This is a genomic window from Ruegeria sp. AG6 (genome assembly GCF_056541565.1).
In genome coordinates this window covers 139,227-164,933 of the sequence record NZ_JBQFYQ010000006.1, presented here as the reverse complement: position 1 = coordinate 164,933, position 25,707 = coordinate 139,227, and the positions used below count along the sequence as shown (strand labels likewise).

Here is a 25,707-nt window from a genome sequence, read left to right as displayed (position 1 = left end):
ATGTTCATCCAGACCGAATCCACCCCCAATCCGGCCACGTTGAAATTCCTGCCCGGCCAAACGGTGCTGGAAGCGGGAACAGCGGATTTCCCAACTGCGGAAGCGGGCGAAAAATCGCCTCTGGCCAAACGCATATTTGCGGTCAACGGTGTGACTGGCGTGTTTTTTGGCAACGATTTTGTCACCGTTACCAAATCGGACGACGTACAGTGGGACCACATCAAACCGGCCATTCTTGGCGCGGTGATGGAGCATTATCAATCCGGCCAGCCTGTTATGGGCGCAGATTCCGCCGGGGCCTCGGGCCATGCCGAGCACTCTGGTGAGGACGCTGATATCGTCAACCAGATCAAGGACTTGCTGGACAGCCGTGTGCGTCCTGCCGTGGCTCAGGATGGGGGTGATATCACGTTCCACGGGTTTGATCGCGGCGTGGTCTATCTGCACATGCAGGGGGCCTGCGCGGGTTGCCCGTCTTCGACATTGACCCTGAAGATGGGTATCGAAAACCTTCTGCGCCATTACATTCCGGAAGTGACCGAGGTTCGCCCTGTTGCCGTCTAACCCGACGATTCTGGCGTTTGACACATCGGCCGCGCATTGCGCGGCCGCTTTGTTGCGTGATGGCGAAATCGTGACGTCTCGTGCCGAAGCAATGTCACGCGGACAGGCCGAACGATTGTTTCCGCTGTTGGAAGACGTGCTGGCGGAAACCGGATGTGATTGGGCCGGTTTGGACGCGATCGGCGTTGGGATAGGGCCCGGTAACTTCACCGGCATCCGTATTTCGGTCTCGGCCGCGCGCGGTCTTGCACTTGGGCTTGAAATCCCTGCGGTCGGAGTTTCCGGCTTCGATGCCTTGGGTGAGCTGGCGGAAGACGGGCAGATACCGGCGATCCCTGCCCCGCGCGACCATGTTTATGTGAAAATGCCCGGTGCCGATCCGTGTCTCTTGCCTCGGGCCGAAGCGGAACTTGGCGGGCAGTTGTATTCCTGCTCTGACCCTGCCTTGCTGGCACAAGCCATCGCCCGGCTGGCCGCGCGGCGCTGGGATCGCACCTGCTTGCCGCCTGCACCTTTGTACGTAAGGCCCGCCGATGCGGCTCCGTCCCGCGATACACCCCCTGTCCTGCTGAACGAATGACACCGCACGAGATGGCATCGACCCATGCCGCAGCGTTTTCGCAATCGCGCGGCTGGACAGAAGACGAATTCGCCGCCCTTCTTAAAAACCGCTTTACTTATGCCGTCGGAGATTCCCGGTGCTTTGCACTGTTTCAGGTGATTGCGGGCGAAGCCGAGTTGCTGACAATTGCGACCCACCCTTCGTTTCAAAGGCAGGGCCTGGCACTTCGACTCATGCAGGAATGGCATGATCAGGCGATCGATTTGCTGGCAACCCGTGCCTTTCTGGATGTCGCGGCCGACAACATTGCGGCCATCTCCCTGTACAATCGATGCGGATATCGGCAGTGCGGGCTGCGCAAGGCGTACTATGCACGCGAAACGGGCCAAAAAATTGATGCTCTTGTAATGGAATGCCGCCTGCCCCAACGGCAATCGCCCGTTTTTTAGACCATTTGGTCAGAATTCATTTGACCATGGTGGTTGCAAACCCCCTTAATACCCGCCATCACAACAGTTATGCTCGCTAAAAGTGGGTGAACGGGGCTAATCTGACCCTGTGCCAACAAAATAATATTGGGAGACTGAAATGACCCTGATGAAATCCTTGATGGGTGCTGCCGCTGCGGTCGCAATGTCAGCCGGAGCGGTTCTGGCCGAGCCGGCCGTGATCTTTGACTTGGGCGGCAAGTTCGACAAGTCCTTCAACGAGGCCGCCTATAACGGCGCGCAGCGCTGGGCGAATGAAACCGGCGGCAAGTATCTGGAAATCGAAATTCAGGCAGAACCGCAGCGCGAACAGGCCCTGCGCCGTTTTGCGGAATCCGGTGCAAATCCGATCATCACCATGGGGTTCGGAATCGCTGACGCCCTGGCCGCTGTTGCAAGTGACTACCCCGACACCAAATTCGTCGCTGTTGACGTGACTTGGCTGGACGCTCCAAACATCCGCCAGATTGGCTTTGCCGAGCACGAAGGGTCCTACCTCGTCGGCATGATGGCCGCCATGGCGTCGAAATCCGGCACCGTTGGTTTCATCGGAGGCATGGACATCCCGTTGATTCGCCATTTCGGATGCGGCTATGCCCAGGGCGCGAAGGCCGTGAACCCAGACATCAATGTTGTTGCCAACATGACAGGAACAACGCCTGCTGCCTGGAACGATCCGGTAAAAGGTTCGGAGCTTACAAAAGCACAGATCAGCCAGGGCGCTGATGTGATTTACGCTGCTGCCGGCGGAACCGGCGTAGGCGTTCTGCAAACTGCAGCTGACGAAGACATCCTGTCGATTGGTGTGGACAGCAACCAGAATCACCTGCACCCAGGCAAAGTGCTGACTTCGATGCTGAAGCGTGTGGACGTCGCTGTTTATGAAGCGATGAAAGCAGGCGAAAACGTCGAAACCGGCGTTTTCACCATGGGTCTGGCCGAAGATGGGGTTGGCGTTGCCATGGATGAAAACAACAAAGAGCTTGTTTCGGTTCGCATGAGCGACGCCGTCGACGAAGCCCGCAAGGCGATCATCAACGGCGACATCAATGTTGTAAGCTATTACGAGAACGACAGCTGCCCGGCACTGCAGTTCTGATTACGCGCGGGGCGGGAGAGTGCCTTCCGCCTCGCCACCCACTTCGCCATCCGAGCGGACAGCTGGATGGGTTTCTCGGCAGTTGAGGGCAAGACATGACCGTCCCAGCCATTGAGCTCAAAGGGATATCCAAGGCCTTTGGGCCAGTTCAGGCCAACAAAGACATCTCGATCAGCGTTGCACCCGGTACGATCCATGGGATCATCGGTGAAAACGGCGCGGGCAAATCCACGTTGATGAGCATTCTCTTCGGCTTTTATAAAGCCGACAAAGGTGAGATCTGGATCAATGGGACAAAGACCGACATCCCGGACAGCCAGGCGGCCATCGCCTCGGGCATCGGGATGGTGTTCCAGCATTTCAAGCTGGTGGAAAATTTCACAGTTCTGGAAAACATCGTACTGGGCGCCGAGGATGGCGGGTTGCTGGCGCCATCACTGGCAAAAGCCCGCAAAGAGCTGAAAGAGCTCGAGGAAGAATACGAACTGTTCGTCGATCCCGACAAGCGCATCGACGAGATCGGCGTGGGGATGCAGCAGCGGGTCGAGATCCTGAAGGCACTGTACCGCAAGGCCGAAATTCTGATTCTGGACGAGCCGACCGGCGTGTTGACCCCAGCCGAAGCCGATCAGCTGTTCCGCATTCTCGACCGACTGCGGTCCGAGGGCAAAACAGTCATCGTGATCACGCACAAACTGCGCGAGATCATGGAAAACACCGACACGGTGTCGGTTATGCGGCGCGGGCAAATGACGGCCACGGTCAAAACATCCGAGACCAGCCCCGAGGAGTTGGCCGAACTGATGGTCGGCCGCAAGGTTCTGCTGCAAGTCGACAAAGTGCCCGCGACGCCCGGCAAACCCATTCTCGAGATCGAAAATCTCAGCGTTTTTGATTCGGCGGGCGTTGAACGGGTCAAAAACATCGACCTGACCGTGCGCGCAGGTGAGATCGTCGGCATCGCCGGCGTGGCGGGCAATGGTCAATCCGAACTGCTGGAAGTTCTTGGTGGAATGCGCCCCGGACAGGGTACGATCAAGCTGAACGGCGAACCGCTGGCACTGAGTGGGGCCGGATCAGATGGTCAGGCCCGCCGCGCGCAACACATTGCCCACGTGCCCGAAGACCGGCAGCGCGAAGGCCTGATCATGGACTTCCACGCCTGGGAAAACGTGGCCTTCGGGTATCACCGCGACCCGGCCTATAAACGCGGTATATTCATGGACAACGCGGCGTTGCGCGCCGATACCGAAGCCAAGATCGAGAAATTCGACGTCCGCCCGCCCAATCCCTGGTTGGCAGCCAAGAGTTTCTCGGGCGGCAACCAGCAGAAAATCGTTGTCGCCCGCGAGATTGAACGCAACCCCGACCTGTTGCTGGTCGGGCAACCCACGCGGGGCGTGGACATCGGCGCCATCGAGTTCATTCACAAACAGATTGTCGCGCTGCGTGATCAGGGCAAGGCAATCCTGCTGGTATCGGTCGAACTGGAAGAAATCTTCTCGCTCTCGGACCGGATCGCGGTGATGTTTGACGGACATATCATGGGAGAACGCCTGCCCCATGAGACAGATGAAAAAGAACTGGGCCTTCTGATGGCCGGTGTTGCGGGAGAGGCCGCGTAACATGGAAAAAATGCCTAAATGGGCCGATGTCGTTCTGATCCCGCTGATCAGTCTGATACTGGCCGCAATCCTTTCGGCGCTGGTCATCCTCGCCATCGGCGAAAACCCTGTCGAAGCCGTCAAACTGATGGTCACTGGTGCGCTGGGGTCGACCTATGGTTGGGGCTATACGCTCTATTACGCGACAAACTTCATGTTTACCGGTCTTGCGGTGGCCGTCGCCTTCCATGCCCGTATGTTCAACATCGGGGGCGAAGGTCAGGCGATGCTGGGCGGGCTGGGCGTGGCCATGGTCTGTCTTTATGTCGACTGGCCGCATTGGAGCATTGCCTTGCTTGCCGCCTGTGCGGCATCGATGCTGTTCGGCGCGCTCTGGGCAGCCATTCCGGCCTATCTTCAGGCAAAGCGCGGCAGCCATATCGTGATCACCACGATCATGTTCAACTTCATCGCCGCTGCTTTCCTGAATTACATGCTGGTCAATGTCATGCGCCCCCAAGGGTCGCAGGACCCGGCCACCGCGCGGTTCTCTGAAAGCGTGCATCTGCCCTCTTTCCAGGAAATGTTCTCGACCGCAGAGAACGTTGTTTTCCGCGGCGCCCCGGCGAACATCACCTTTTTCATCGCATTGCTTGCCTGCGTCGTTGTCTGGGCACTGATCTGGCGCACGCGTCTGGGTTATGAAATCCGGGCTTACGGCCATTCCGAGACTGGCGCTGTCTATGCCGGTATTTCACCTGTGCGCATCACGATTGTCGCGATGCTGATTTCCGGCGGACTGGCGGGGCTGATGGCCATCAATAACGTCATGGGCGAAGCCGAGCGACTTGTTATGAACTCGACCGAGGGCGCGGGCTTCATTGGCATCGCCGTGGCTCTGATGGGGCGTTCACATCCGTTCGGCGTGTTTCTGGCCGCGCTCTTGTTCGGATTTCTGTATCAGGGCGGCGCCGAGCTGGCGCTGTGGGCTTCGATTCCGCGGGAACTGATCGTGGTCATTCAGGCATTGGTCATCCTGTTCACCGGCGCATTGGACAATATGGTGCGCATGCCGCTTGAAAAGCTGTTCCTGGGTATGCGGAAGAGGGCTGAGTGATGGAATTTTTCGTAACCCTCATTCAGGTTCTGGATTCGACCATTCGCCTGTCCACGCCACTGCTGCTTGCCTGTCTGGCCGGTCTGTTTTCGGAACGGGCCGGGATTTTCGACATCGGTCTCGAAGGCAAAATGTTGATGTCAGCGTTCTTTTCGGCTGCAATCGCAGCTGTCACAGGGTCCGTGTGGCTGGGCCTGCTGGCCGGTATCGCATCCTCATTGTTGCTGTCGGGCCTGCACGGGCTGGCGTCGATCACATTTCGGGGCAACCAATTGATATCGGGCGTGGCCATCAACTTTCTGGCCTCGGGCCTGACTGTCCTGGTCGCGCAAAGCTGGTTTCAGCAAGGTGGGCGGACACCCTCCCTGTTTGGCGGGGGCCGGTTCGAACCGATCAACTTCCCATTCGCCGAGTCCCTCAGCGGTGTGCCGATTATTGGTCCCATCTATTCCGAATTGCTCTCGGGCCACTCGATCCTGGTTTATGTCGCGTTCCTGATGGTTCCGGCCACCTGGTGGATTCTGTATCGCACTCGGTTCGGTCTGCGCCTGCGGGCGGTGGGTGAGAACCCTGCCGCAGTGGACACCGCCGGTGTCTCGGTGGTTGGCCTGCGGTTCGCCGCCGTCGCCATCTGTGGTGTGCTGTGCGGTATTGCAGGCGCCTATCTGGCTACGGCCTTGCAGGCAGGATTTGTCAAGGAAATGACCGCTGGTCGTGGCTTTATCGCCTTGGCCGCTCTGATCTTTGCCAAGTGGCGCCCGTGGCATGCCATGTGGGCCTGCTTGCTGTTCGGTCTGCTGCAAGCGATCGCGCTGCGGTTCCAAAATATCGACCTGGGTGGCGTCGTGATTCCCGTGCAGGTGATGGACGCCCTGCCCTATATCCTGACGGTGGTGATTCTTGCCGGGTTCGTCGGCAAAGCCATCCCACCTCGAGCGGGCGGAGAACCCTACGTCAAAGAGCGCTGATAAGGCCAGTTCCGAACTGAGTTTCAGTCCTGTTCGCTGCGGAGCGGCATGCAGAGTTGATTTTGCATGCCGCAACCGTTCTAAGAGGGTATGCACGTATACCTTCCCATAGCAGAAGTTTCTGTCAGCCCATTCCTGCTTTTGGGGATCGGTGGGGCTGTCGGCATTCTGTCCGGCATGTTCGGGGTTGGAGGCGGGTTTTTGATCACCCCGTTGCTGTTCATTATCGGCATACCCCCGGCGATTGCTGTGGCCACATCAGCAAATCAGGTTGTTGCCTCGTCTATTTCGGGCTTGCTGGCCCATCTCAGACGCAAGACCGTGGACCTGAAAATGGGAAGCGTTCTGCTGGCCGGAGGGCTGTTTGGTGCGGCCCTTGGAATGGTGGTTTTCAATTTCCTGAAGCATCTCGGGCAGGTCGATCTGGCGGTACAGCTTTGCTATGTCGTGTTTTTGGGCGCCATCGGAACCCTGATGTTTATCGAAAGCCTTGCGGCCATCCGAAAGGCCAGCCAGTCAGGCAATGGTCCTGCCCCCAAGCGACGTCAGCGAACCTGGGTTCACGCCCTGCCGTTCAAGAAGCGGTTCCCGGCGTCTGGACTTTACATCTCTGTCATACCTCCGGCGCTGGTCGGTTTCGGCGTTGGTGTTCTGTCGGCGATCATGGGAGTCGGCGGTGGGTTCATCATGGTTCCCGCAATGATCTATGTCCTTGGCATCCCGACAAAGGTGGTTATCGGGACATCCCTGTTCCAGATCATTTTCGTTGCCGGGTTCACAACGATGATACATGCGTCGACCAACTACAGTGTCGATGTTGTCCTCGCCCTGTTCCTGTTGCTGGGCGGTGTTTTGGGTGCGCAATTGGGAACGCAGATTGGTGCACGTCTGAAAGCCGAACAATTGCGTATCCTTTTGGCGCTTCTTGTCATGGGCGTCGCCGGTAAAATCGGGTTTGACCTTTTTCTACCGCCAGAAGAGATCTTTTCTTTGGCGGAACCCGGGGGAGTTTGATGTTGTTTGACCCACGGCACACGACAATTACCACCCTTGAAATCTCAACCCATAACAGGCAAGCCACGGCCATACGCAAAGTAACGGTACCATGCACATTTACCTGCCCATCGCCGAAGTCTCAGTAAACGCTTTCCTCTTGTTGGGGTTGGGCGGTATGGTCGGCATCCTGTCCGGCATGTTCGGTGTCGGTGGCGGCTTTTTGATGACCCCGCTGCTGTTCTTCATCGGTATTCCGCCGGCGGTGGCTGTTGCTACCGAAGCCAATCAGATCGTCGCATCATCCTTTTCCGGAGTTCTGGCACATTTCCGACGAAAGACCGTGGACCTCAAGATGGGAACGGTATTGCTGGTTGGCGGGCTTGTTGGGGCCGCTCTGGGCGTGGTTGTCTTCAACTATCTCAAAAGCCTGGGTCAGGTCGATCTTCTGGTGACACTCTGTTACGTTGTTTTTCTTGGCGTCATCGGCAGCCTGATGTTTGTCGAAAGCCTGAGGGCCCTGCGTAAAGCCAAGAAAGGCGGCGCGGCCCCTGCCAAGCGTCGGCAGCGGGGCTGGGTCCATGCCATGCCCTTCAAAATGCGTTTCCGCACCTCGGGCCTGTATATCTCGGTCATCCCGCCAGCTTTGGTCGGTCTGTGCGTTGGGGTTTTGTCCGCGATCATGGGCGTTGGCGGCGGCTTCATCATGGTTCCTGCCATGATCTATTTGCTGGGTATGCCGACCAAGGTCGTTGTCGGCACGTCGCTGTTCCAGATCATCTTTGTGACAGCCTTCACCACGATGCTGCACGCCACCACCAACTATACGGTTGATGTTGTTCTGGCGGTCTTGTTGCTGGTGGGCGGCGTCATTGGCGCCCAGATCGGAACCGTGATCGGAGCCCGGATGCCGGCGGAACAATTGCGCGTGCTGCTTGCCGCTCTGGTACTGGCCGTATGTGGCAAGCTGGCACTTGATCTGCTTATTGAACCTGCCGAGCTCTACTCGCTTGGCAGCGGTGGAGGGCACTGAGGATGTTGCGTTCGTTTATTGCCGCCCTGTGCTTGTTCTGCATGCCCGCTTTGGCGGCGGAAGAGCAGGTTGTCCTTGGTCTCAGCCAGGACCGGGTTGCCATCACCGCGACATTCGACGGATCGGAACTTCTGATATTTGGGGCAATCAAGCGGGAAACCCCAATCCCTTCAGGCCCTCCGGTCGAAGTCATCGTCGCGGTTGCTGGTCCGTCCGAGCCTGTCACCGTGCGACGCAAGGAACGCAAGCTTGGGATCTGGGTGAACACCGACAGTGTTCTTGTCGATCTTGCACCCAGCTTTTACGCCGTCGCAACCAGCGGACCCTTTGACGACATCCTGTCCGACACCGAAGACCTGCGCTACCGGATTTCGATCGAACGCGCGATCCGCTCGGTCGGTGCCGCGATGCATATCCGGGGCGCACAGGATTTTGCAGACGCCGTAATAAGAATTCGAGAACACGAACACCTGTATTCGATCCGCGAAAATACCGTGGCAGTGGATGAACAGACCCTGTTCCGCACCTCGATCGATATGCCCGCCGACCTGACCGAAGGCGATTATACCGCCCGGATTTTCCTGACCCGTGGCGGAGAGGTCGTCTCGCAATATGAAACGATCATTGATGTTCGGAAAGTTGGCCTAGAGCGTTTTTTGTACAATATGTCCCGCCAGCAACCCGTCTGGTACGGTCTGATGTCGCTGGTTATAGCGATCGCGGCAGGCTGGGGCGCCTCGACAGCCTTCCGGCTGTTGCGAGAAAAGTAACCGTCATCCTCGGCCGATATAGGGCATGGTTGTGGCCATGACGGTCATGAACTGCACGTTGGCCTCAGGCGGCAGGCTTGCCATGTGCAGAACCGAACGCGCGGCGTCTTCCACGGCCATCGTCGGGTCCGGTGTCTCGCCAGCGGCTTGCGCCGCGTTAACAAGGCCCTGAACCATCTGTGTACGCGCGTTTCCGATATCAATCTGCCCGCAGGCGATTCCAAAGCGACGCCCATCCAACGAAAGGCTGCGCGTCAGCCCTGTAATGGCGTGCTTTGTGGCCGAATAGTGTACCGAATTCGGGCGCGGAACATGTGCCGCTATCGAGCCGTTGTTTATGATCCGGCCGCCCTGTGGATTTTGGTGACGCATGATTTTGAAAGCTTCACGCGCGGAGAGGAACATGCCGTTCAGGTTCACGTTGACGCTTTGGTACCAATCGTCCAGAGCGATCTCGTCGATCGTGCCGCCCGGCGCAAAGATCCCGGCGTTGTTGAACAGAACATCCAGCCGCCCGGTGCGGTCTGTAAAAGACCGAAAAGCCCGTCCAACCGCATTCGGGTCGGTCACATCCGCAGGCAGGACGATGGCTGCCTGATGCTCTTTTGCCAGAGCATCCAGTTTGTCTTTGCTGCGCGCCAACAGCCCGACCGTCCACCCTTGAGACAAGAACAGCAGGGCCGTTGCCCGGCCAATACCTGAACTGGCACCCGTTACGATGATGGATTTCATGTCTCTTCCGCCTCCAATGTCAGCGACGCCGCCGGAATCGCCCTCAAGTCATCCACACGCAGGGGGTGCGTGGGCTTTGACAGGCGATTTCGCACCACCCAGATCAACCGCTCTTGCGCGCGCGTGATCGCGACATATGCCAGACGCTTCCACAATGGCTGTCCGGCCTCGGTCCGGCCCATACGAGCGGCGGCATAGAGGTCCGGAGCGAACACCTGAACCGTATCCCATTGTGACCCCTGCGCCTTGTGGATCGTCACGGCCGCTCCGTGCAAAAAGGTCGCCCCCATGCGGGCAGCGTAGGGAATAAAAGGCTCTTCCTCGTCCGGTTTTTCGATCTGAACGATCGAGGCGGCACTGACCTGAGGGTCTTCGGCCCCCATCACGTGAAGACGCGAGAACCCCGGCTTTCGTCCCGGCCCCAGATATACCACCTGAGCTCCTTTGATCAGCCCACGCGCCTCAAGGTCCAGCCGTTTCTTGCGATGTTTCAGGGGCAATTCGATCCCATCACAAATGAGCGGTTCACCTGCCAGCAATTCTGTATCCGGTGCGCCGTGAACTTGCCGGAAGGCCTGTATCAAACGAATGCGCGTGGCGTTGCGCCAGACGAGAACCGGGCTTCGGGCCATCAGATCGACCTCAACCCGCTGGCCCCAGACAACTCGGTCATCCCTACGGGCTGTTTCTTCGATCAGTCGCTCGAAATCCTCAAAGCCCATTGCCGGGTCAGCCAGCGCATGCGCAAGATCCAGAATTGGATTGTCCGCATCCTGGCGGTGCACCCGCTGGAGTGTCAGCTTCCTGGGTTCGGGCAATGCCTCGAAAACCATGCTGCCGGACTGGTTTACCGGTGCCAGCTGAGCCGGGTCGCCGAACAACAGAAGGGTCGGGAAAATCTCTTTGAGATCATCGAACTGACGGTCATCCAGCATCGACGCTTCATCGACAAACCCGATATCCAGTGGTTCGTCACGGCGCTTCCACCCTGTGATGAAATCCGACCCTCGCAAACCGGCAGCGGCCAGGGCCCCGGGGATCGATTTGTTATTTTGATAGAAAGCAGCCGCGCGATCCAAGGCTTCATCCGTCAAACCTTCGATATCGGGGCGTTCGTCATTGCCGGCCAGCCATTCCGCAATACGCTCGTATTCCGGATCATAAACCGGCGTGTACAATATTCGGTGAATCGTGGTCGCAGGCACGCCGCGCAATCGCAGAACGCTTGCAGCCTTGTTCGTCGGGGCCAGGATGGCAAGGCTGCGCTTGTCTTTCGATTTGCGGCTTTCATAATCGCCGGACACGATCTGAACACCCGTCTCTGCCAGTGCCTTGTACAGCTCGGCCAACAGCAGTGTTTTGCCCGAGCCGGCTTTGCCGATCACGGCCATCACACCGGATTTTCCTGCGCCCGGCAGTTTCAGAAGGGCATCATCTTCCAGATCAACACCTGCTGCCCGCAGCATCTCGGCGATGCTGTCATACGCGGCGGCCTGATCATCTGAGAACGTTACATTCGGCAAGGACATGGCGCGACCCTACAGGGCCGCGCCAGCCATCACCAGATGTGGATTGGCGTTTTCCGACACTTAAGCGGACAGGGCGAACCGGTGCTGTCTCTTCGGCCCGAATGCGGCCTTGAACCACATCCGAGACAGGTCGCGCGGGATGCCCGCACGCTCTGCCACACGGTTGCAGTCATCCGCGGAATAGGGCCACAATCCGACTGAAATCTGATCGCGCCCGCTGCCCTGGGTTCCCAGAACCTCGGGCGATGACCCGATCAGGCGATAGATTCTGATCATCCGGGCATCGAATACACCGGCAATATGCGTCAGGCCGAAACCTTCCATCATTTCACCGCCGCTCAACATGATGGCGCCGGCAGTATGCGGGCTGGCTGTTCGGGACAGGCAGAACCGGGTGACCTCCCAGATCAGGGGGCTGCAAATCGGCTTGCCGCCATTCAGATGACCAAAAACCTCATTGATCATCACCCGACCGGTCGTAGGCAATACACGCATCGACCCTCCGTGGCTGCCATCCGGCTCTTCCCAGATGACATAAAGCGGATTGAGATCATCGTATTCGTCCCGTTCTTCGCCCTTCTCGTTGACGTGGACATCCCACCCCAACCGGGTCTTGAACTGATCCGCACGATCTTTGAACATCCCCTCTGCCAGAGTCGGAAATCTGTGTAACTCATCGGCATATAGATAACGCAGCATGACTTGTTCCCCTTGTCGTCCTGTGCAGGAACGAAGGGAGTACAGAGTCGTGGTTAATTTTGCGTGTGGAGGCCGTTCGCCTCTTAAACCACTATTAATCCCCGGCTGAGTGCCGTGGCGATTGCGTGGGTTGTGTTATGTGCGCCCAGCTTTGAGCGCGCGCTTTCAATGTAAACGCGCAACGTATGCTCGGAAATCGTCAGGGAATGGGCCACTTGGGCGCGGCTGTATCCCAACGCCAAAAGTGTGATCGCGTCGATTTCCCTTGGCGACAAGCTGCGCGGGCAGTCCGGCTGCCTGTCTTTTTCAAACTCCAGCGCCTTGCGATTTATGTAATGCGCAACAAGAATCAAATCTCGCCCGTAAGTCGAGATAAAGTTCTTCCAGGTTTGATCATCACAACTGTGGTTGACCGTGAACAGGGCGAACTGACCATTTGGACCCCGAATTGGGATGGAATACCCCTGATTTCCAACGCCATGGTTTTGCGCATCCAGAAGGAAAGCCTTTGCCACCTTGCCGGACCAATCCAACGACTTCCAGTCAACCGGATGAAACCGCTGGAAACACCCCAAGATCACAGGGTCGATACGGTGATAGTTTTTTTCCCTGTAGCGCTCATCCCAGGCGTCTGAATAGGTGGTGTAGCCGTATTGATCTCCGGCACCGTCAACCCAGTGATACGTCAGGTGCTCGACCTTCAACGCGTCCCGCAAACGCTCAGCTACGGCGCTGAGTTCTTCAAGCGTGTTGGTGTTTTCCAAATCCTGAAGGATTTGACCCAAATCGACCTTCGTTGCCATTCGCGGGCGCTCGTGCCTCGTTCTTCAAGGACGCAATCTCGGCAGCCGCGATCAGTCTTGTGTCATCAAGCTGCTCTGCAAGCGCGCTCAAACCATTCGCAACGGCGAAAGCATTGAGGTCCGACAATACGTCCAATATCCACTCATTTTGCGCCATCAGGGTCTCTCTGAAACAGTTAACGAAGGGTTAACACAACCATAACATGTATGATCTTTTTTGGCCTATTCACCGGTTTCTACTCCCCAAAAATAGCGATGGGCAAAATTGCAAGCATTTGAAAGATTGTCAGAGGCCTGAAAAACGTAAAACACCCGCGAACCAGCAAAGTGATTCGCGGGCGTTTTTTGTCTACAACCCTGGCGCGTTATCAACCTGCGTCCAGGACTTCCTCGAGGGTACGCAGACCAGTACGCGGCGCCTGAACAAGAACGGACATATTGCCCGGCTTGTGCTCGTTCCGCAGCATTTTCATGTGGGCCTCGGGCAAGTCATTCCAGGTGAACACCTCGGACATGCAGGGGTCAAGGCGGCGCTCGACCATCAGCTTGTTCGCGGCTGCCGCCTGCTTCAGATGAGCAAAGTGCGAGCCCTGCAAACGCTTTTGGTGCATCCACATGTAGCGCACGTCGAATGTACAGTTGAAACCCGATGTTCCGGCGCAAATCACGACCATACCGCCTTTTTTCACAACGAAGGTCGATACCGGGAAAGTGCTTTCACCCGGGTGTTCGAACACCATGTCAACATTGTTGCCTTTGCCGGTTATGTCCCAGATCGCCTTGCCGAATTTGCGGGCCTCTTTGAACCATTCGGCATATTCCGGTGTGTTGACCGTGGGCAATTGACCCCAGCAGTTGAAGTCGCGACGGTTCAGAACACCTTTGGCGCCCAGCCCCATAACGAAATCACGCTTGCTTTCGTCTGAAATCACACCGATTGCATTTGCGCCTGCGGTATTGATCAATTGGATTGCGTAGGACCCCAGACCCCCGGATGCGCCCCAGACCAGGACATTCTGACCCGGTTTCAGATCGTGTGGCTCGTGGCCAAACAGCATCCGGTACGCGGTTGCCAGCGTCAGGGTGTAGCACGCCGCTTCTTCCCATGTCAGATGCTTGGGGCGCGGCATAAGCTGCTGTGCCTGCACGCGGGTGAACTGGCTGAACGAGCCATCCGGCGTTTCATAGCCCCAGATCCGCTGGCTGGGCGAATACATCGGATCACCGCCGTTGCATTCCTCGTCATCGCCGTCGTCCTGGTTGCAGTGGATCACAACCTCATCGCCAACTTTCCAGCGCTTCACCTTGTCGCCAACGGCCCAAACGATGCCCGACGCATCCGAACCCGCGATATGGTAGGGTGCTTTGTGACCGTCAAACGGGCTGATCGGCTGCCCCAGAGCGGCCCAGACGCCGTTATAGTTGACCCCTGCGGCCATAACCAGAACCAGCACTTCGTTGCTGTCCAAGGTTGGAACATCCACAACTTCCTGCTGCATGGCGGTGTTCGGCTCACCATGACGTTCTTTGCGGATGGCCCAAGCGTACATTTGCTTTGGGACATATCCCATGGGTGGGATTTCACCCATTTCATACAGATCTTTTTCAGGTGCCTCGTACGACGCGATACCACTTTCGGTGTCCAAAGCCATGCCGGCCTCCTCTGTTCAGTGCCTTTGCCGCGACGCAGAATCGCGCGCTTCACAGACTGGAATATTGGTCGATGAGTAATATTGCAACCGTTTTTGGTGTCATATTGTAATTTTATGACCCAGCGGTTGCAGAAAGCTATTTTGCGGATGCAGAAACCTGGTAACTTGAATCCGTTGGGACGGATGCGGCGTAATAGTCCAGAAGATCGCCGCGCTGACCTGATACGGACAGCATATTCCCCTGTCGGTTCAGAATCCGGCGTTCAACCAGTTGATCCAGAGCATTTGATATGGCCTGCGAATTGTCCTTGGTCTGCGGATCATCGCGCTCCATCATCTGTCGAATTTGTGACAGCACGTCTTCTTCGGACATCGGGCCGTTGTCGCGCACCAGCAAACAGGCCGCTGGTGCCGGCACCAGCGGAATAGCATGCTGGATACGCTGCATCAGCGCCCGGGCCAAATCCGTCATCATGTCGTCACTGCCTTCAGCGCGGAATTCCCTGAGAGAGATCGGCCTGCCGTACCGGACGGACGCCAGACCGAACCGCTTGTATCGGCCGATCAAACGACGGCAGATCTGTTTCACTATCCAGCGCGTGATGACGCCGATCCGTGCGCGAAACCGTCGCTCTGTCCCAAGTGCTGCGCGGGTCAGGATGGTGTCTTCCAACACACGGTCGTAATTCAGGGCAACCGGGACAAACACCACATCGCGCCCCTGTGGCGACGTTCCATCCATAATATATTTGAGCAGTCCAAGCTTGGGGCGCGCAATAGCCCCGGTCAGGCTCAGCCCGCCTTCTGGAAACATGGCTTGAGTTACGCCGGCTTCGGTTGCGTGGCGCACATAGGTGGACAGAACCTGACGATAGAGTTCGCTGCCGGACTTGCGCCGGATAAAATACGCCCCCATCGCCCGGATCAATCGGCTGAGCGGCCAGACCCGGGCCCACTCTCCGACAGCATAAGACAGTGCAGAATGTCGGGCTGCAAGATACGTGACCAAAACGTAATCCATGTTGCTCCGGTGGTTCATGACAAAGACAACCGTAGCTTCGGGGTCAATGCTCCTGACGGATTCTTCGTCCTGATAGCTAAGCCGCACCTCGTAGAATGTGTTGCTCAGCAAGCGGGCCAACCGGATCGCAAAGCTGAAATAGGCGAAGGCCGAAAAGGACGGAACGATCTCTCGGGCATAACGACGTGCCTGCTCCGAGGCGACGGCCTCGGGCATGCCGGTTTCACGGGCATGTTGCTGAACCGCCTGGCCGACCTGCGGATCATAAATCAAGCGCTGGATCATGTCGTGCCGACGCGCCAGCTTGAAGGGCTGGATCGGGCGTTGAAGGCGCTGGTTCAGGCGCGCCACCGCGCGTTCCAATCTGCGACGGAAAAACCAGCGGACGGACGGAAACAGGAAATGCGATGCGAAAGTGACCATGGCAAAGACCACGATCAGCACGAAAAGCCAAAGCGGAAGTTCCACGGTTTGCGTCATGGCGGCAGATTGCCACCAATCACAGCCGCCCACAATCTGAACAATTGCGACATGCCGCAACGCAGCGAATTGACATGTCCCGAAAATTGCGCTTTAGAACCTGAAGACGTAATTTTATTGCCCACTGAAACGCGAGGCCCCGCTATGACGCAGACGCAGAAAGATCGCCCCTGGCTCATCCGAACCTATGCCGGTCATTCCACGGCCAAAGCCTCGAACGCGCTTTATCGGGGGAATCTTGCGAAAGGCCAAACCGGCCTGTCCGTGGCCTTCGATCTGCCCACGCAAACAGGCTATGACAGCGACCACACCTTGGCCCGCGGTGAAGTCGGCAAGGTCGGTGTGCCGGTCTGTCATCTGGGCGACATGCGGGTTCTGTTCGACCAGATTCCGCTTGAGCAGATGAACACATCGATGACGATCAACGCCACTGCGCCATGGCTTTTGGCGCTTTATATCGCCGTCGCGGAAGAGCAAGGCGCGGATGTATCCAAACTACAGGGCACGGTTCAAAACGACCTGATCAAGGAATACCTGAGCCGCGGCACTTATGTTTGCCCGCCCAAGCCGTCGCTCAAGATGATCGCGGACGTGGCCGAGTATTGCTATACCAATGTTCCGAAATGGAACCCGATGAACGTGTGCTCGTATCACCTGCAAGAGGCGGGCGCGACTCCAGAGCAGGAACTGGCCTATGCCCTAGCCACTGCCATCGCCGTGCTGGACGAATTGCGCCCACGTGTACCTGCCGAGGATTTCCCGGCGCTCTGCGGCCGGATTTCCTTTTTTGTGAATGCTGGCATCCGCTTTGTCACCGAAATGTGCAAAATGCGTGCCTTCGTGGATCTTTGGGATGAGATCCTGCAACAACGCTATGGCGTTGAAAATCCGAAATTCCGTCGATTCCGCTATGGCGTGCAGGTGAACTCTCTGGGCCTGACCGAGCAGCAGCCCGAAAACAACGTCTATCGCATCCTGATCGAGATGCTGGCCGTTACCCTGTCGAAGAATGCCCGCGCCCGAGCGGTGCAGTTGCCCGCCTGGAACGAGGCGCTGGGTCTGCCGCGCCCGTGGGACCAGCAGTGGTCGATGCGGATGCAGCAGATCCTGGCCTACGAAACCGATCTCCTGGAATACGATGACCTATTCGATGGCAACCCCGCTGTCGATGCCAAGGTGAAAGAGTTGAAAGAAGGCGCGCGGGCCGAACTGGCCAACCTGGATTCGATGGGCGGCGCGGTCGCTTCGATCGAATACATGAAGTCCCGACTGGTGGATTCCAACGCTGAACGCCTGAACCGGATCGAACGCAACGAAACCGTTGTTGTTGGTGTGAACAAATGGATCGAAGGCGAGGCATCACCCCTGCAAACCGAAGACGGTGGCATCATGGTTGTTGATCCTGCCGTGGAACAAGAACAGATCGACCGCCTGAACACGTGGCGCGCAGAACGGGACGAAGCGGCCGTAACCGCTGCCCTGGCCGCGCTGCGTGAAGCGGCACAGACCGGGGCAAACATCATGGAACCGTCCATTGCCGCCGCAAAGGCCGGCGCGACAACGGGCGAATGGGCCGAAGAAATGCGCAAAGTCTATGGAACCTATCGCGGCCCAACTGGTGTTTCGGGGTCTGTTTCGAACAAGACCGAAGGGCTGGACGACCTGCGTGCCGCCGTTGATGCCGTCAGCGACAAGCTGGGCCGGCGTCTGAAGTTCCTTGTAGGCAAACCCGGGCTGGACGGCCATTCCAACGGTGCCGAACAGATCGCCTTCCGTGCCCGCGATTGCGGTATGGACATCAGCTATGAGGGCATTCGCCTGACACCCGAAGAAATCGTTGCGGCCGCCCGCGAAGATGACGCGCATGTCATTGGACTGTCGATCCTGTCCGGCAGCCACCTTCCACTGGTCAAAGACGTCATGGAACGTCTGCGGCAGGCAGGGTTATCTCATATCCCAGTAGTGGTGGGCGGCATTATTCCGGACGAAGATGCCGAAAAACTGAAAACCATGGGTGTGGCCAAGGTCTACACCCCGAAAAACTTCGAACTCAATTCGATAATGGGCGATATTGTTACTCTGGCGGGTCCTCGGAACCTCGCCGCAGAGTAAATTAGCTGCAAGGCACTTTTTCTCCTGTTTCCGTCTCTGAAAAATTCGGGATGGAATACGCTGATAATTGGAATTACGGTGCGCGCTCATGTGCACCGTAATTATTATCTGATGGAGAAGAATGATGGGGATCAATCTAGAGAATATGTCACGCAAAGACCTTTTGGCTTTGCGCAATGACATTGAAAAAGCTTTGGTCAGGGCAGAAAAACGCGAGCGTCAGGAGGCTTTGAAAGCTGCAGAAAAGGCTGCGGCAGAATTCGGCTTCTCTTTGTCTGAACTGTCCGAAGAAACGTCGCGCAGCGTTAAGCCCACAAAAACAAAGGCTAAATACCGTAATCCGGAGAATCCCGATCAAACCTGGACCGGTCGCGGCCGCAAACCTCAATGGGTGCATGACGCGCTGACGGCAGGCGCGGATATTTCTGATCTGGAAATCTAATCTGAGCGATTTGGAAAATGACAATTCATATTGGCGCCGAAAAAGGCGAAATAGCTGAAACCGTTCTATTGCCCGGTGATCCCTACCGGGCGAAATGGGCGGCCGAGACGTTTTTGGATGATGTCAAACAGGTCAATAACGTTCGGGGAATGCTTGGCTTTACCGGAAACTGGAAGGGAAACCCCGTAACAATTCAGGGAAGCGGCATGGGAATGCCGTCCCTTTCCATTTATGTAAACGAGTTGATCCGCGATTACGATGCGAAAACCCTGATCCGCATCGGATCCTGCGGGGGGATGCAGGACAGCGTCAAAATTCGTGACGTTATTCTGGCCATGACATCAACCACGCTGAGCACGCCGTCGCGCGGCATCATGAAAGAGCTCAACTTTGCGCCCTGCGCCGATTGGGGGCTTCTGCAAGCTGCCGCCACAGCGGCTGCCGCCAAGGGAACGCCGACCCATGTTGGTGGAATTTACTCGTCAGATGTCTTTTATGACGAACGTCCAGATCTCAATGAACAGATGGTGCGTCACGGCATTCTGGGGGTCGAGATGGAAGCGGCCGAACTCTATATCCTGGCGGCGCGCCACAAATGCCGAGCCTTGGCCGTTCTCACTGTTTCCGACCACCTGTTGACCGGAGAGGCCCTGCCATCGTCAGAACGTGAAAGCAGCTTTGGTGAAATGGTGGAAATCGCGCTTCAGGCTGCGTTCCCCAACAGCTGATGGTGGGCAGGCACGAGGAAACGGGTGCCTGCCTTTGCTAACGCCCGTGCGAGCGATCATAACCATTGCTCGCAGGGCTGTCCCACCCCTTCAAATCACCACTGGCAGGAGCGAATACCTCGACCAGCAAGGGGTGGCATGCAGCCGTGTCCGAGGAATGTTCCGAGGAACAATCCCCGCCCGGACAGGCGCTGAGGTTGCCCAGCAAATCAATCTCGGCAAAGAATTCCAGAAAATCCCCGGGCCGCACGGGTGAGGCTTTCATGAAGTACTGACCCGTGTCGCGGGTGAAACCGGTACACATGAAGACGTTCAGTACGTCGTGCACCGCGGGTTCGGCTTCGGTCAGCGGAATATTGAGGTGATCCGCAAGCGCGCGGGTCAGGTTGGAGTGGCAACAATGATGATATTGCGTACCGGACAAAAGGTTGCCCGTATACGGATCGCATCGCGTGCCGATGACGTCATGAACCGACCCCCCATAGGAATCGATCCCGTACCACTCCAGCGTATCCGCAATAATCGTGGCCATCGGGCGCAGATGAGGAAAACTGGACCACATCCGCTCTCCGGTGGTCAGATGCGTGCCATGCAGCGCCCGGGTTTTTCCGGAATAGAAGCGTTCCGACAGGTCGTTTCGGTTCCAGAGGTTCAGATCGCCAACCTGCGGCCCCTCGACGGAAGTGATGCGAAAGAAATGGCCGGCAGGCACGTCAAAACAACGTGCATCACGTGGCGGCACCAGCACTTCGCCCGTTTTGCTTGCGCGTTCGCGAAGGGACTTCATCCAAGTCACATCCGGTCGCGGCAATGCCTCGTTCGGGTAACAGATGACAGGGGAAACCGCGCGACGGGCTTCGGCATCTTCAGGCGGGTGGAGAGTGTTTTCTGAAACGGTCATGCCGGGCAGAGTGGCGCATTATTCAACCCTCGGAAAGCCCTATCTTTCAGGGGTCACGCGCCTTCAAACACTGCAAAGGTTGGTCCAGTGCAGTGATTTCGGCACCGCAGAAGCTGCACCGCCAGATGCCGTGGCTCTTGTCCTGCCGCCACCTGCAATCACGTGTCAGCCCGGAATGGCGCGAGCGCCAGAGGAAATAGGCAAACACGCCGGCCGCCAGAAGAAGCAGAAGAACAGGCATCCCTCTGCTTTGCCGATAAACCGTCAGTTTGCAAGCCTTGCAGCCTGTATCAGGCTGCGTTTGCGTATTCGAAAAGCTCTGGTTCCTTGTCAGCCTTCGCAGGTTCGGGCGTGTAATAGGCCCATGCCTGTTCAAGCAGTTCCAGCGCGTCTTGGGCGTCGGTTTTCCGTTTGGATGTGTCTTTGCTCATTGGAGTGATCCTGACTAAAGCTCATCACTCCTCCCTGCCAAAAAAATAAGGCAATGCAGCCGGGGCTGCATCGCCTATTTTTGCAAGATGGACATGCGAAAATCGCAAATCGGGCCTGTGTTTAGACCGCGCGCTCGACCATCATCTTCTTGATCTCGGCAATCGCCTTGGCCGGGTTCAGACCTTTCGGACAGGTCTTGGCACAGTTCATGATGGTGTGACAGCGGTAGAGCTTGAACGGATCTTCCAGTTCATCCAGACGCTCACCAGTGGCTTCATCCCGGCTGTCGATGATCCAGCGATAGGCATGCAGCAAGGCCGCGGGGCCAAGATAGCGATCACCATTCCACCAGTAGCTGGGGCATGAGGTCGAGCAGCTGGCGCACATCACGCATTCATAAAGACCATCCAGCTTCTTGCGATCTTCGATGGATTGTTTCCATTCCTTCGCAGGGCGATTGGTCTTGGTTTCCAGCCACGGCATGATGGACGCATGCTGGGCATAGAAATGAGTCAGATCAGGGATCAGGTCCTTGACCACCGGCATATGCGGCAGCGGATAGATTTTCACATCGCCCTTGATCTCATCCATGCCATAGATACAGGCCAGCGTGTTGATCCCGTCGATGTTCATCGCGCAAGATCCACAGATGCCTTCGCGGCAAGACCGGCGGAACGTCAACGTCGGATCGATCTCGTTTTTGATCTTGATCAGCGCGTCCAGTACCATCGGACCGCACGTATCCATATCAACGAAATAGGTGTCGACACGCGGGTTCTGCCCGTCATCGGGGTTCCAACGATAGATTTGGAACTTGCGCACGTTCGTGGCGCCGTCCGGCTTTGGCCAGGTCTTGCCGGTGGTAATCCGGGAATTCTTGGGCAGGGTCAGTTGAACCATGTCAATTCTCCATTCAGCACAAGGCCGCCTTTCAGCCTGTCCGGGCGCATTCAGACGCCCCTCGGTTATAATGCCCCCAATGGGCGATGTTCACGTCGAAATCCGGCGAAAGCCAATCCGCAAGGCTTTGCGGATCGTCCCGGTCGATATCAAAGCGCAGAAAGCGCGGGTTGTCGTCAAAGAAAGCTTCGACCTCGGAATGGTGCACGTCATACATATGCGCCCAGCCCCGTTTTACCTCGTCGGCCGTCTGTCCATTGGCCTTGCAGCATCGCTCTAGGTACCTACCGCCGGAATGGTTGGCACGTGATGCGATCCAGTCATCGCGATTGCGCGTGTTCAGCAAGAAATAGGCGTCGGGGTAAGCCGCGTGCAGCTCTCGAAAGAACCGCGCGCCGTCCAGCATGAAGCGCGAATTGACAAAGGCGATATCGGTGAAGGCCCGGACGGCACCGAACCCATCCAGCGGTCTGCGCCCCATGGCAATATTGGTTACCATCCGATGTGCAAGGTTTAGACCCTGTTCATCTTCCCAATGCACCGAAGGAATCCCGCTGTTCTGAAACAGCTTGTGAAACGAGGTCGTCGCACAGCGGTTCAAGCCGATCAGGATGATCTTGGGATCGCTTTGCCCGGATTTGAGTTTCTCGACCGTCATTGCGGGCACCAGCAAAGCATACGCCTTGGCACGCCTGGGATTTCACCATGACTTGCGCTTTTTTGCACGCCCCTCCGGCATGTGACATGATCAAAAGCGGCTTGTTTGGCTTCCCGGGTTGATATGGTGCTTGCGCCAGTCACACGTTCAACTCCGCTCGAACACTTTGAACGCGGCAAAGCTGTTCTTTGAGGCATGCGCATGCCCTTTGACGGCAAACGGGTTCTCTTCTTCACAATAGAGCTGCCAGCCGGGCATGAATTCTTCAACCCACAGGGAATACGGGCGATGGCGCACATGCTGGTTGGAAGGGTTCTGGTCAAAATCAGACGAATAGATAACGACAAAACGCTTTGCCAGTCCGAACAACCGCCGCATGTAGTTTTCGAAAACGCTGTCTTCGGTCAGATGATAAATGACATCCAGCGAAAGAGAAACGTCATGCGGCTCAACCTCGGAATCGGCGTTTTTGAACACCCAATTGGGGCGGGATCGAAAAACTTCGTTGCAGCGCCGAATGCAGAGGTCCGAGACATCTAGACCGGTATAATTCGGGATATCAAACAATTGCGCCTGATTTCCGTCGCCCGATCCCAATTCTACAACCGAGTCCACGCCTTCCATCTCGACCATCGTGTTGATGAAATTCGCTTTGTAGACAGCAAGACGCCCGTAAGACCCCGCTCCCGAGGTCTTGCCGCGCTCATATCGGCGTTGCCAATAATCGGTCGAAGAAAACTCTGCCATCTCGCCCCTGTTCCTGCCCAGCCCTCAGAACGTCCGCGCTTTGGGCGCGATTTTCTGCAAGCTGATACCGCCTTGGCTCTCGGTCGTCAGCGGATCAACGATGACCGGACGATAGCTGAGCTCAACCTTGTTGCCCTCGACCCGGCTGACCGTGTGAACACGCCAGTTTTCGTCATCTCGCTCGCTGAAGTCCTCATGCGCGTGGGCCCCTCGGGATTCCTTGCGGGCCTCGGCGCCGACGATGGTGGCAAGCGCGTTTGGCATCAGGTTGGTCAGTTCAAGGGTTTCCATCAGATCGCTGTTCCAGACCAACGAACGGTCTGTGACCTTCAGGTCGTCCATCTTTGCGGCAATCGCCGTCATCTTCTCGACGCCTTCGGCCATTGTCTTGGCGGTTCGGAACACGGCCGCATCCGCCTGCATGGTCTTTTGCATCTCAAGCCGAAGATCGGCGGTTGGGATTGAACCGCTGGCGTTACGCACCGCATCAAAACGGTCAAACGCCTTGTCGACCGACACCTGGTTCAGAGCCGGGTTGGGGGATTCGGCGTCGACAACCTTGCCAGCCCGGATCGCTGCCGCCCGGCCAAAGACCACAAGGTCAATCAGCGAGTTCGACCCCAGTCGGTTCGCACCGTGGACCGAGGCACAACCGGCTTCGCCAACGGCCATCAAACCGGGAACGACCGCAGTCGGATCCTCGGCAGTTGGGTTCAGAACCTCACCCCAATAGTTCGTGGGGATACCGCCCATGTTGTAATGCACGGTGGGCAGAACCGGGATCGGTTCCTTCGTGACATCCACACCCGCAAAAATCTTGGCGCTTTCCGAGATACCGGGCAGGCGCTCCGCCAGAGCTTCGGCAGGCAAGTGGCTGAGGTTCAGGTGAATGTGATCCCCTTCGGCCCCTACGCCACGTCCCTCGCGGATTTCCATGGTCATCGAGCGCGAAACGTAATCGCGTGGTGCGAGGTCCTTGTACTGGGGCGCATAGCGCTCCATGAACCGTTCACCTTCCGAGTTTGTCAGGTACCCGCCTTCGCCGCGCGCGCCTTCGGTGATCAGACAGCCCGAACCGTAGATGCCGGTAGGGTGGAACTGAACGAATTCCATATCCTGCAAGGCCAGCCCGGCACGGGCCACCATGCCGCCGCCATCGCCGGTGCAGGTATGGGCCGAGGTGGCGCTGAAATAGGCACGGCCATAGCCGCCGGTCGCCAATACCACCATCTTGGCGTTGAAGACATGCATGGTGCCATCGTCCAGCTTCCAGCAGACGACACCCTGACATTGACCGTCTTCGGACATGACCAGGTCAATGGCGAAATATTCGATGTAGAACTCGGCGTTGTTCTTCAACGACTGCCCATACAGTGTATGCAGAATCGCGTGGCCGGTCCGGTCGGCGGCTGCACAGGTGCGTTGTACCGCAGGACCTTCTCCGAATTCAGTGGTGTGTCCACCGAAGGGGCGCTGATAGATCTTGCCCTCTTCCGTACGGCTGAACGGAACGCCATAGTGCTCCAGCTCGTAGACCGCCTTTGGCGCCTCGCGGGCGAGGTACTCCATCGCGTCGGTATCGCCCAACCAGTCCGAGCCCTTGACGGTATCGTACATGTGCCATTGCCAATGGTCGGGGCCCATATTCGACAACGACGCGGCAATGCCACCCTGCGCGGCCACGGTATGAGAACGGGTTGGGAAAACCTTGGTCACGCAGGCCGTACGCAGGCCTTGTTCCGCCATACCCAATGTCGCCCGCAGACCGGCCCCACCGGCGCCAACAACGACCACGTCATATTCATGCGTTTCGTATTCGTATGCAGCCATTTCTTTCAGCTCCGGGAATTAGAGGGCAATGCGCGCGATGGCGAAGATGCCGGCCGCAGCCGCACCGTAGGACAGGCAGGTCACCAGAATGATCAGGACCTTTTCAAGCGTGCCGTGAACATAGTCCTCAAGCATCACCTGCGCACCGTCTGCGAAGTGTTTGAAGCCAACTGCCAGCGTCAGTGCTGCCACGATGGCAGGGAAGGGCCGCGAATAGTATTCAAGTACCACGTCAAACGGCTGACCCAGAACCGGGCCGAAGGTGAAAACAAACAAAGGCACAAGGATCAGCAGAGCCACCGAGCTGACTTTCATCGCCCAGAAATGGGCGGTGCCGGATTTCGCCGAGCCAAGGCCAGCGGCGCGTTTGCGGTCGGTCAGATAACGCATGTCAGGCCTCCAATCACGCGACGATGACAAGGGTCAGAAGGGTCAGCACGACCGATCCGATGACAACGGCCCAGCCCAGCTTTGTCGCTGTGGGAAGGTCCAGCCCAATCGCATTGTCCCAGATCAGGTGCCGTACACCGGCCAGCGTGTGATACCAAAGACCCCATACGGACAGAGCCATCACCAGATCGCCAAGCACCGAAGTAATCACTCCGTTCGCAACGGCGAAGGCCTCGGGCGACGTTGCTGCGGCCAGAAACCACCAGACGATCAGCAGCGCCGCCAGCAGTAGCGCGTTTCCGGTGATGCGTGTCAGGATGGATGTGACCGACGTCAGCTGTGGACGATAGATCGACAGGTGCGGCGAAAGTGGGCGGTTGCCCCGATTTACATCGGCCATGGCGGCTCCTTTTCGGTTGGCTACCGAACGTTTTACTGTTTTTTGCGACACTG

General features: G+C 57.4%; 27 protein-coding genes. 13 read left to right on the top strand and 14 right to left on the bottom strand.

Features of this window, described 5'->3' with window-relative positions:
* The 10 genes from ACR0I0_RS14140 (at nucleotide 1) to ACR0I0_RS14095 (ending at nucleotide 9,198) form a co-directional block, all read left to right on the top strand.
* Nucleotides 1-564 (top strand): NifU family protein, encoded by a 564-nt coding sequence (locus ACR0I0_RS14140; protein WP_152456863.1) that lies wholly within the window; start codon nucleotides 1-3, stop codon nucleotides 562-564.
* On the top strand, nucleotides 554-1,144 hold the full coding sequence (gene tsaB / locus ACR0I0_RS14135; protein WP_480491915.1) for a tRNA (adenosine(37)-N6)-threonylcarbamoyltransferase complex dimerization subunit type 1 TsaB: 591 nt from the start codon (nucleotides 554-556) through the stop codon (nucleotides 1,142-1,144). The genes ACR0I0_RS14140 and tsaB overlap by 11 nt, the downstream gene beginning before the upstream one ends.
* Nucleotides 1,141-1,575, top strand: a complete 435-nt coding sequence (locus ACR0I0_RS14130) for a GNAT family N-acetyltransferase (protein ID WP_209834646.1) — start codon at nucleotides 1,141-1,143, stop codon at nucleotides 1,573-1,575. The genes tsaB and ACR0I0_RS14130 overlap by 4 nt, the downstream gene beginning before the upstream one ends.
* A 139-nt stretch (nucleotides 1,576-1,714) precedes the next feature.
* Nucleotides 1,715-2,713 (top strand): BMP family lipoprotein, encoded by a 999-nt coding sequence (locus tag ACR0I0_RS14125; protein ID WP_171634886.1) that lies wholly within the window; start codon nucleotides 1,715-1,717, stop codon nucleotides 2,711-2,713.
* 95 nt (nucleotides 2,714-2,808) lie between these two features.
* Complete coding sequence (locus tag ACR0I0_RS14120; protein ID WP_171634889.1) at nucleotides 2,809-4,338, top strand: ABC transporter ATP-binding protein; 1,530 nt, start codon at nucleotides 2,809-2,811, stop codon at nucleotides 4,336-4,338.
* 1 nt (nucleotide 4,339) lies between these two features.
* Nucleotides 4,340-5,434: an ABC transporter permease gene (locus ACR0I0_RS14115; protein ID WP_171634892.1), complete on the top strand. Its 1,095-nt coding sequence runs from the start codon at nucleotides 4,340-4,342 to the stop codon at nucleotides 5,432-5,434.
* On the top strand, nucleotides 5,434-6,402 hold the full coding sequence (locus ACR0I0_RS14110; RefSeq protein ID WP_171634895.1) for an ABC transporter permease: 969 nt from the start codon (nucleotides 5,434-5,436) through the stop codon (nucleotides 6,400-6,402). Before ACR0I0_RS14115 ends, ACR0I0_RS14110 begins: the two co-directional genes overlap by 1 nt.
* 90 nt (nucleotides 6,403-6,492) lie before the next feature.
* On the top strand, nucleotides 6,493-7,416 hold the full coding sequence (locus ACR0I0_RS14105; protein WP_171724258.1) for a sulfite exporter TauE/SafE family protein: 924 nt from the start codon (nucleotides 6,493-6,495) through the stop codon (nucleotides 7,414-7,416).
* Between the two features lie 91 nt (nucleotides 7,417-7,507).
* Complete coding sequence (locus ACR0I0_RS14100; RefSeq protein WP_171634900.1) at nucleotides 7,508-8,428, top strand: sulfite exporter TauE/SafE family protein; 921 nt, start codon at nucleotides 7,508-7,510, stop codon at nucleotides 8,426-8,428.
* 2 nt (nucleotides 8,429-8,430) lie between these two features.
* Nucleotides 8,431-9,198, top strand: a complete 768-nt coding sequence (locus tag ACR0I0_RS14095; protein ID WP_171634903.1) for a TIGR02186 family protein — start codon at nucleotides 8,431-8,433, stop codon at nucleotides 9,196-9,198.
* A 3-nt stretch (nucleotides 9,199-9,201) separates the two neighbouring features.
* Here the strand turns inward: ACR0I0_RS14095 and ACR0I0_RS14090 are convergent, their stop codons facing one another.
* The 6 genes from ACR0I0_RS14090 to ACR0I0_RS14065 all read right to left on the bottom strand — a co-directional run bounded on the left by ACR0I0_RS14090 (nucleotide 9,202) and on the right by ACR0I0_RS14065 (nucleotide 16,114).
* Complete coding sequence (locus ACR0I0_RS14090) at nucleotides 9,202-9,930, bottom strand: SDR family oxidoreductase (RefSeq protein ID WP_210093324.1); 729 nt, start codon at nucleotides 9,928-9,930, stop codon at nucleotides 9,202-9,204.
* On the bottom strand, nucleotides 9,927-11,459 hold the full coding sequence (locus tag ACR0I0_RS14085) for an ATP-dependent DNA helicase (protein ID WP_480485759.1): 1,533 nt from the start codon (nucleotides 11,457-11,459) through the stop codon (nucleotides 9,927-9,929). Before ACR0I0_RS14085 ends, ACR0I0_RS14090 begins: the two co-directional genes overlap by 4 nt.
* Before the next feature lie 60 nt (nucleotides 11,460-11,519).
* The gene (locus ACR0I0_RS14080) at nucleotides 11,520-12,158 is read right to left on the bottom strand and encodes an acyl-homoserine-lactone synthase (RefSeq protein WP_171171131.1); all 639 of its coding nucleotides are present in this window, start codon (nucleotides 12,156-12,158) and stop codon (nucleotides 11,520-11,522) included.
* 83 nt (nucleotides 12,159-12,241) lie between these two features.
* On the bottom strand, nucleotides 12,242-12,961 hold the full coding sequence (locus ACR0I0_RS14075) for a helix-turn-helix transcriptional regulator (protein ID WP_171634910.1): 720 nt from the start codon (nucleotides 12,959-12,961) through the stop codon (nucleotides 12,242-12,244).
* Nucleotides 12,962-13,329: 368 nt separating this feature from the next.
* Nucleotides 13,330-14,613 (bottom strand): crotonyl-CoA carboxylase/reductase, encoded by a 1,284-nt coding sequence (gene ccrA, locus ACR0I0_RS14070; RefSeq protein WP_170346380.1) that lies wholly within the window; start codon nucleotides 14,611-14,613, stop codon nucleotides 13,330-13,332.
* A 136-nt stretch (nucleotides 14,614-14,749) separates the two neighbouring features.
* Nucleotides 14,750-16,114: a 1-acyl-sn-glycerol-3-phosphate acyltransferase gene (locus ACR0I0_RS14065; RefSeq protein ID WP_480491910.1), complete on the bottom strand. Its 1,365-nt coding sequence runs from the start codon at nucleotides 16,112-16,114 to the stop codon at nucleotides 14,750-14,752.
* Between ACR0I0_RS14065 and ACR0I0_RS14060 the strand changes: the two genes are divergently transcribed.
* The 3 genes from ACR0I0_RS14060 to deoD all read left to right on the top strand — a co-directional run bounded on the left by ACR0I0_RS14060 (nucleotide 16,037) and on the right by deoD (nucleotide 19,396).
* Nucleotides 16,037-18,226: a methylmalonyl-CoA mutase family protein gene (locus ACR0I0_RS14060; RefSeq protein ID WP_480491908.1), complete on the top strand. Its 2,190-nt coding sequence runs from the start codon at nucleotides 16,037-16,039 to the stop codon at nucleotides 18,224-18,226. The genes ACR0I0_RS14065 and ACR0I0_RS14060 overlap by 78 nt on opposite strands.
* A gap of 124 nt (nucleotides 18,227-18,350) precedes the next feature.
* Nucleotides 18,351-18,668 carry an H-NS histone family protein gene (locus tag ACR0I0_RS14055; RefSeq protein WP_171634916.1) on the top strand — a complete coding sequence of 106 codons (318 nt, stop codon included), beginning with the start codon at nucleotides 18,351-18,353 and terminating at the stop codon, nucleotides 18,666-18,668.
* 17 nt (nucleotides 18,669-18,685) lie between these two features.
* Complete coding sequence (gene deoD, locus ACR0I0_RS14050; protein ID WP_171119690.1) at nucleotides 18,686-19,396, top strand: purine-nucleoside phosphorylase; 711 nt, start codon at nucleotides 18,686-18,688, stop codon at nucleotides 19,394-19,396.
* A 37-nt stretch (nucleotides 19,397-19,433) separates the two neighbouring features.
* Here deoD and ACR0I0_RS14045 read toward each other — a convergent pair whose 3' ends face one another.
* The 8 genes from ACR0I0_RS14045 to sdhC all read right to left on the bottom strand — a co-directional run bounded on the left by ACR0I0_RS14045 (nucleotide 19,434) and on the right by sdhC (nucleotide 25,654).
* On the bottom strand, nucleotides 19,434-20,297 hold the full coding sequence (locus ACR0I0_RS14045; RefSeq protein WP_480491906.1) for an urea carboxylase-associated family protein: 864 nt from the start codon (nucleotides 20,295-20,297) through the stop codon (nucleotides 19,434-19,436).
* Between the two features lie 290 nt (nucleotides 20,298-20,587).
* On the bottom strand, nucleotides 20,588-20,728 hold the full coding sequence (locus ACR0I0_RS14040; RefSeq protein ID WP_171119692.1) for a hypothetical protein: 141 nt from the start codon (nucleotides 20,726-20,728) through the stop codon (nucleotides 20,588-20,590).
* 121 nt (nucleotides 20,729-20,849) lie between these two features.
* The gene (locus ACR0I0_RS14035; protein ID WP_152456842.1) at nucleotides 20,850-21,629 is read right to left on the bottom strand and encodes a succinate dehydrogenase iron-sulfur subunit; all 780 of its coding nucleotides are present in this window, start codon (nucleotides 21,627-21,629) and stop codon (nucleotides 20,850-20,852) included.
* A 31-nt stretch (nucleotides 21,630-21,660) separates the two neighbouring features.
* Nucleotides 21,661-22,287, bottom strand: a complete 627-nt coding sequence (locus tag ACR0I0_RS14030; protein WP_480485771.1) for a sulfotransferase — start codon at nucleotides 22,285-22,287, stop codon at nucleotides 21,661-21,663.
* A gap of 147 nt (nucleotides 22,288-22,434) precedes the next feature.
* Nucleotides 22,435-23,034, bottom strand: coding sequence for a hypothetical protein (locus tag ACR0I0_RS14025; protein WP_480491904.1), 600 nt, complete (start codon nucleotides 23,032-23,034; stop codon nucleotides 22,435-22,437).
* Nucleotides 23,035-23,058: 24 nt separating this feature from the next.
* A complete protein-coding gene (gene sdhA / locus ACR0I0_RS14020) occupies nucleotides 23,059-24,864 on the bottom strand; it encodes a succinate dehydrogenase flavoprotein subunit (protein WP_480491902.1) in 1,806 nt (601 codons plus the stop codon).
* An 18-nt stretch (nucleotides 24,865-24,882) separates the two neighbouring features.
* Complete coding sequence (gene sdhD / locus ACR0I0_RS14015; RefSeq protein WP_117870336.1) at nucleotides 24,883-25,254, bottom strand: succinate dehydrogenase, hydrophobic membrane anchor protein; 372 nt, start codon at nucleotides 25,252-25,254, stop codon at nucleotides 24,883-24,885.
* Nucleotides 25,255-25,267: 13 nt separating this feature from the next.
* On the bottom strand, nucleotides 25,268-25,654 hold the full coding sequence (gene sdhC / locus ACR0I0_RS14010; RefSeq protein ID WP_152456838.1) for a succinate dehydrogenase, cytochrome b556 subunit: 387 nt from the start codon (nucleotides 25,652-25,654) through the stop codon (nucleotides 25,268-25,270).
* Nucleotides 25,655-25,707: the final 53 nt, after the last annotated feature.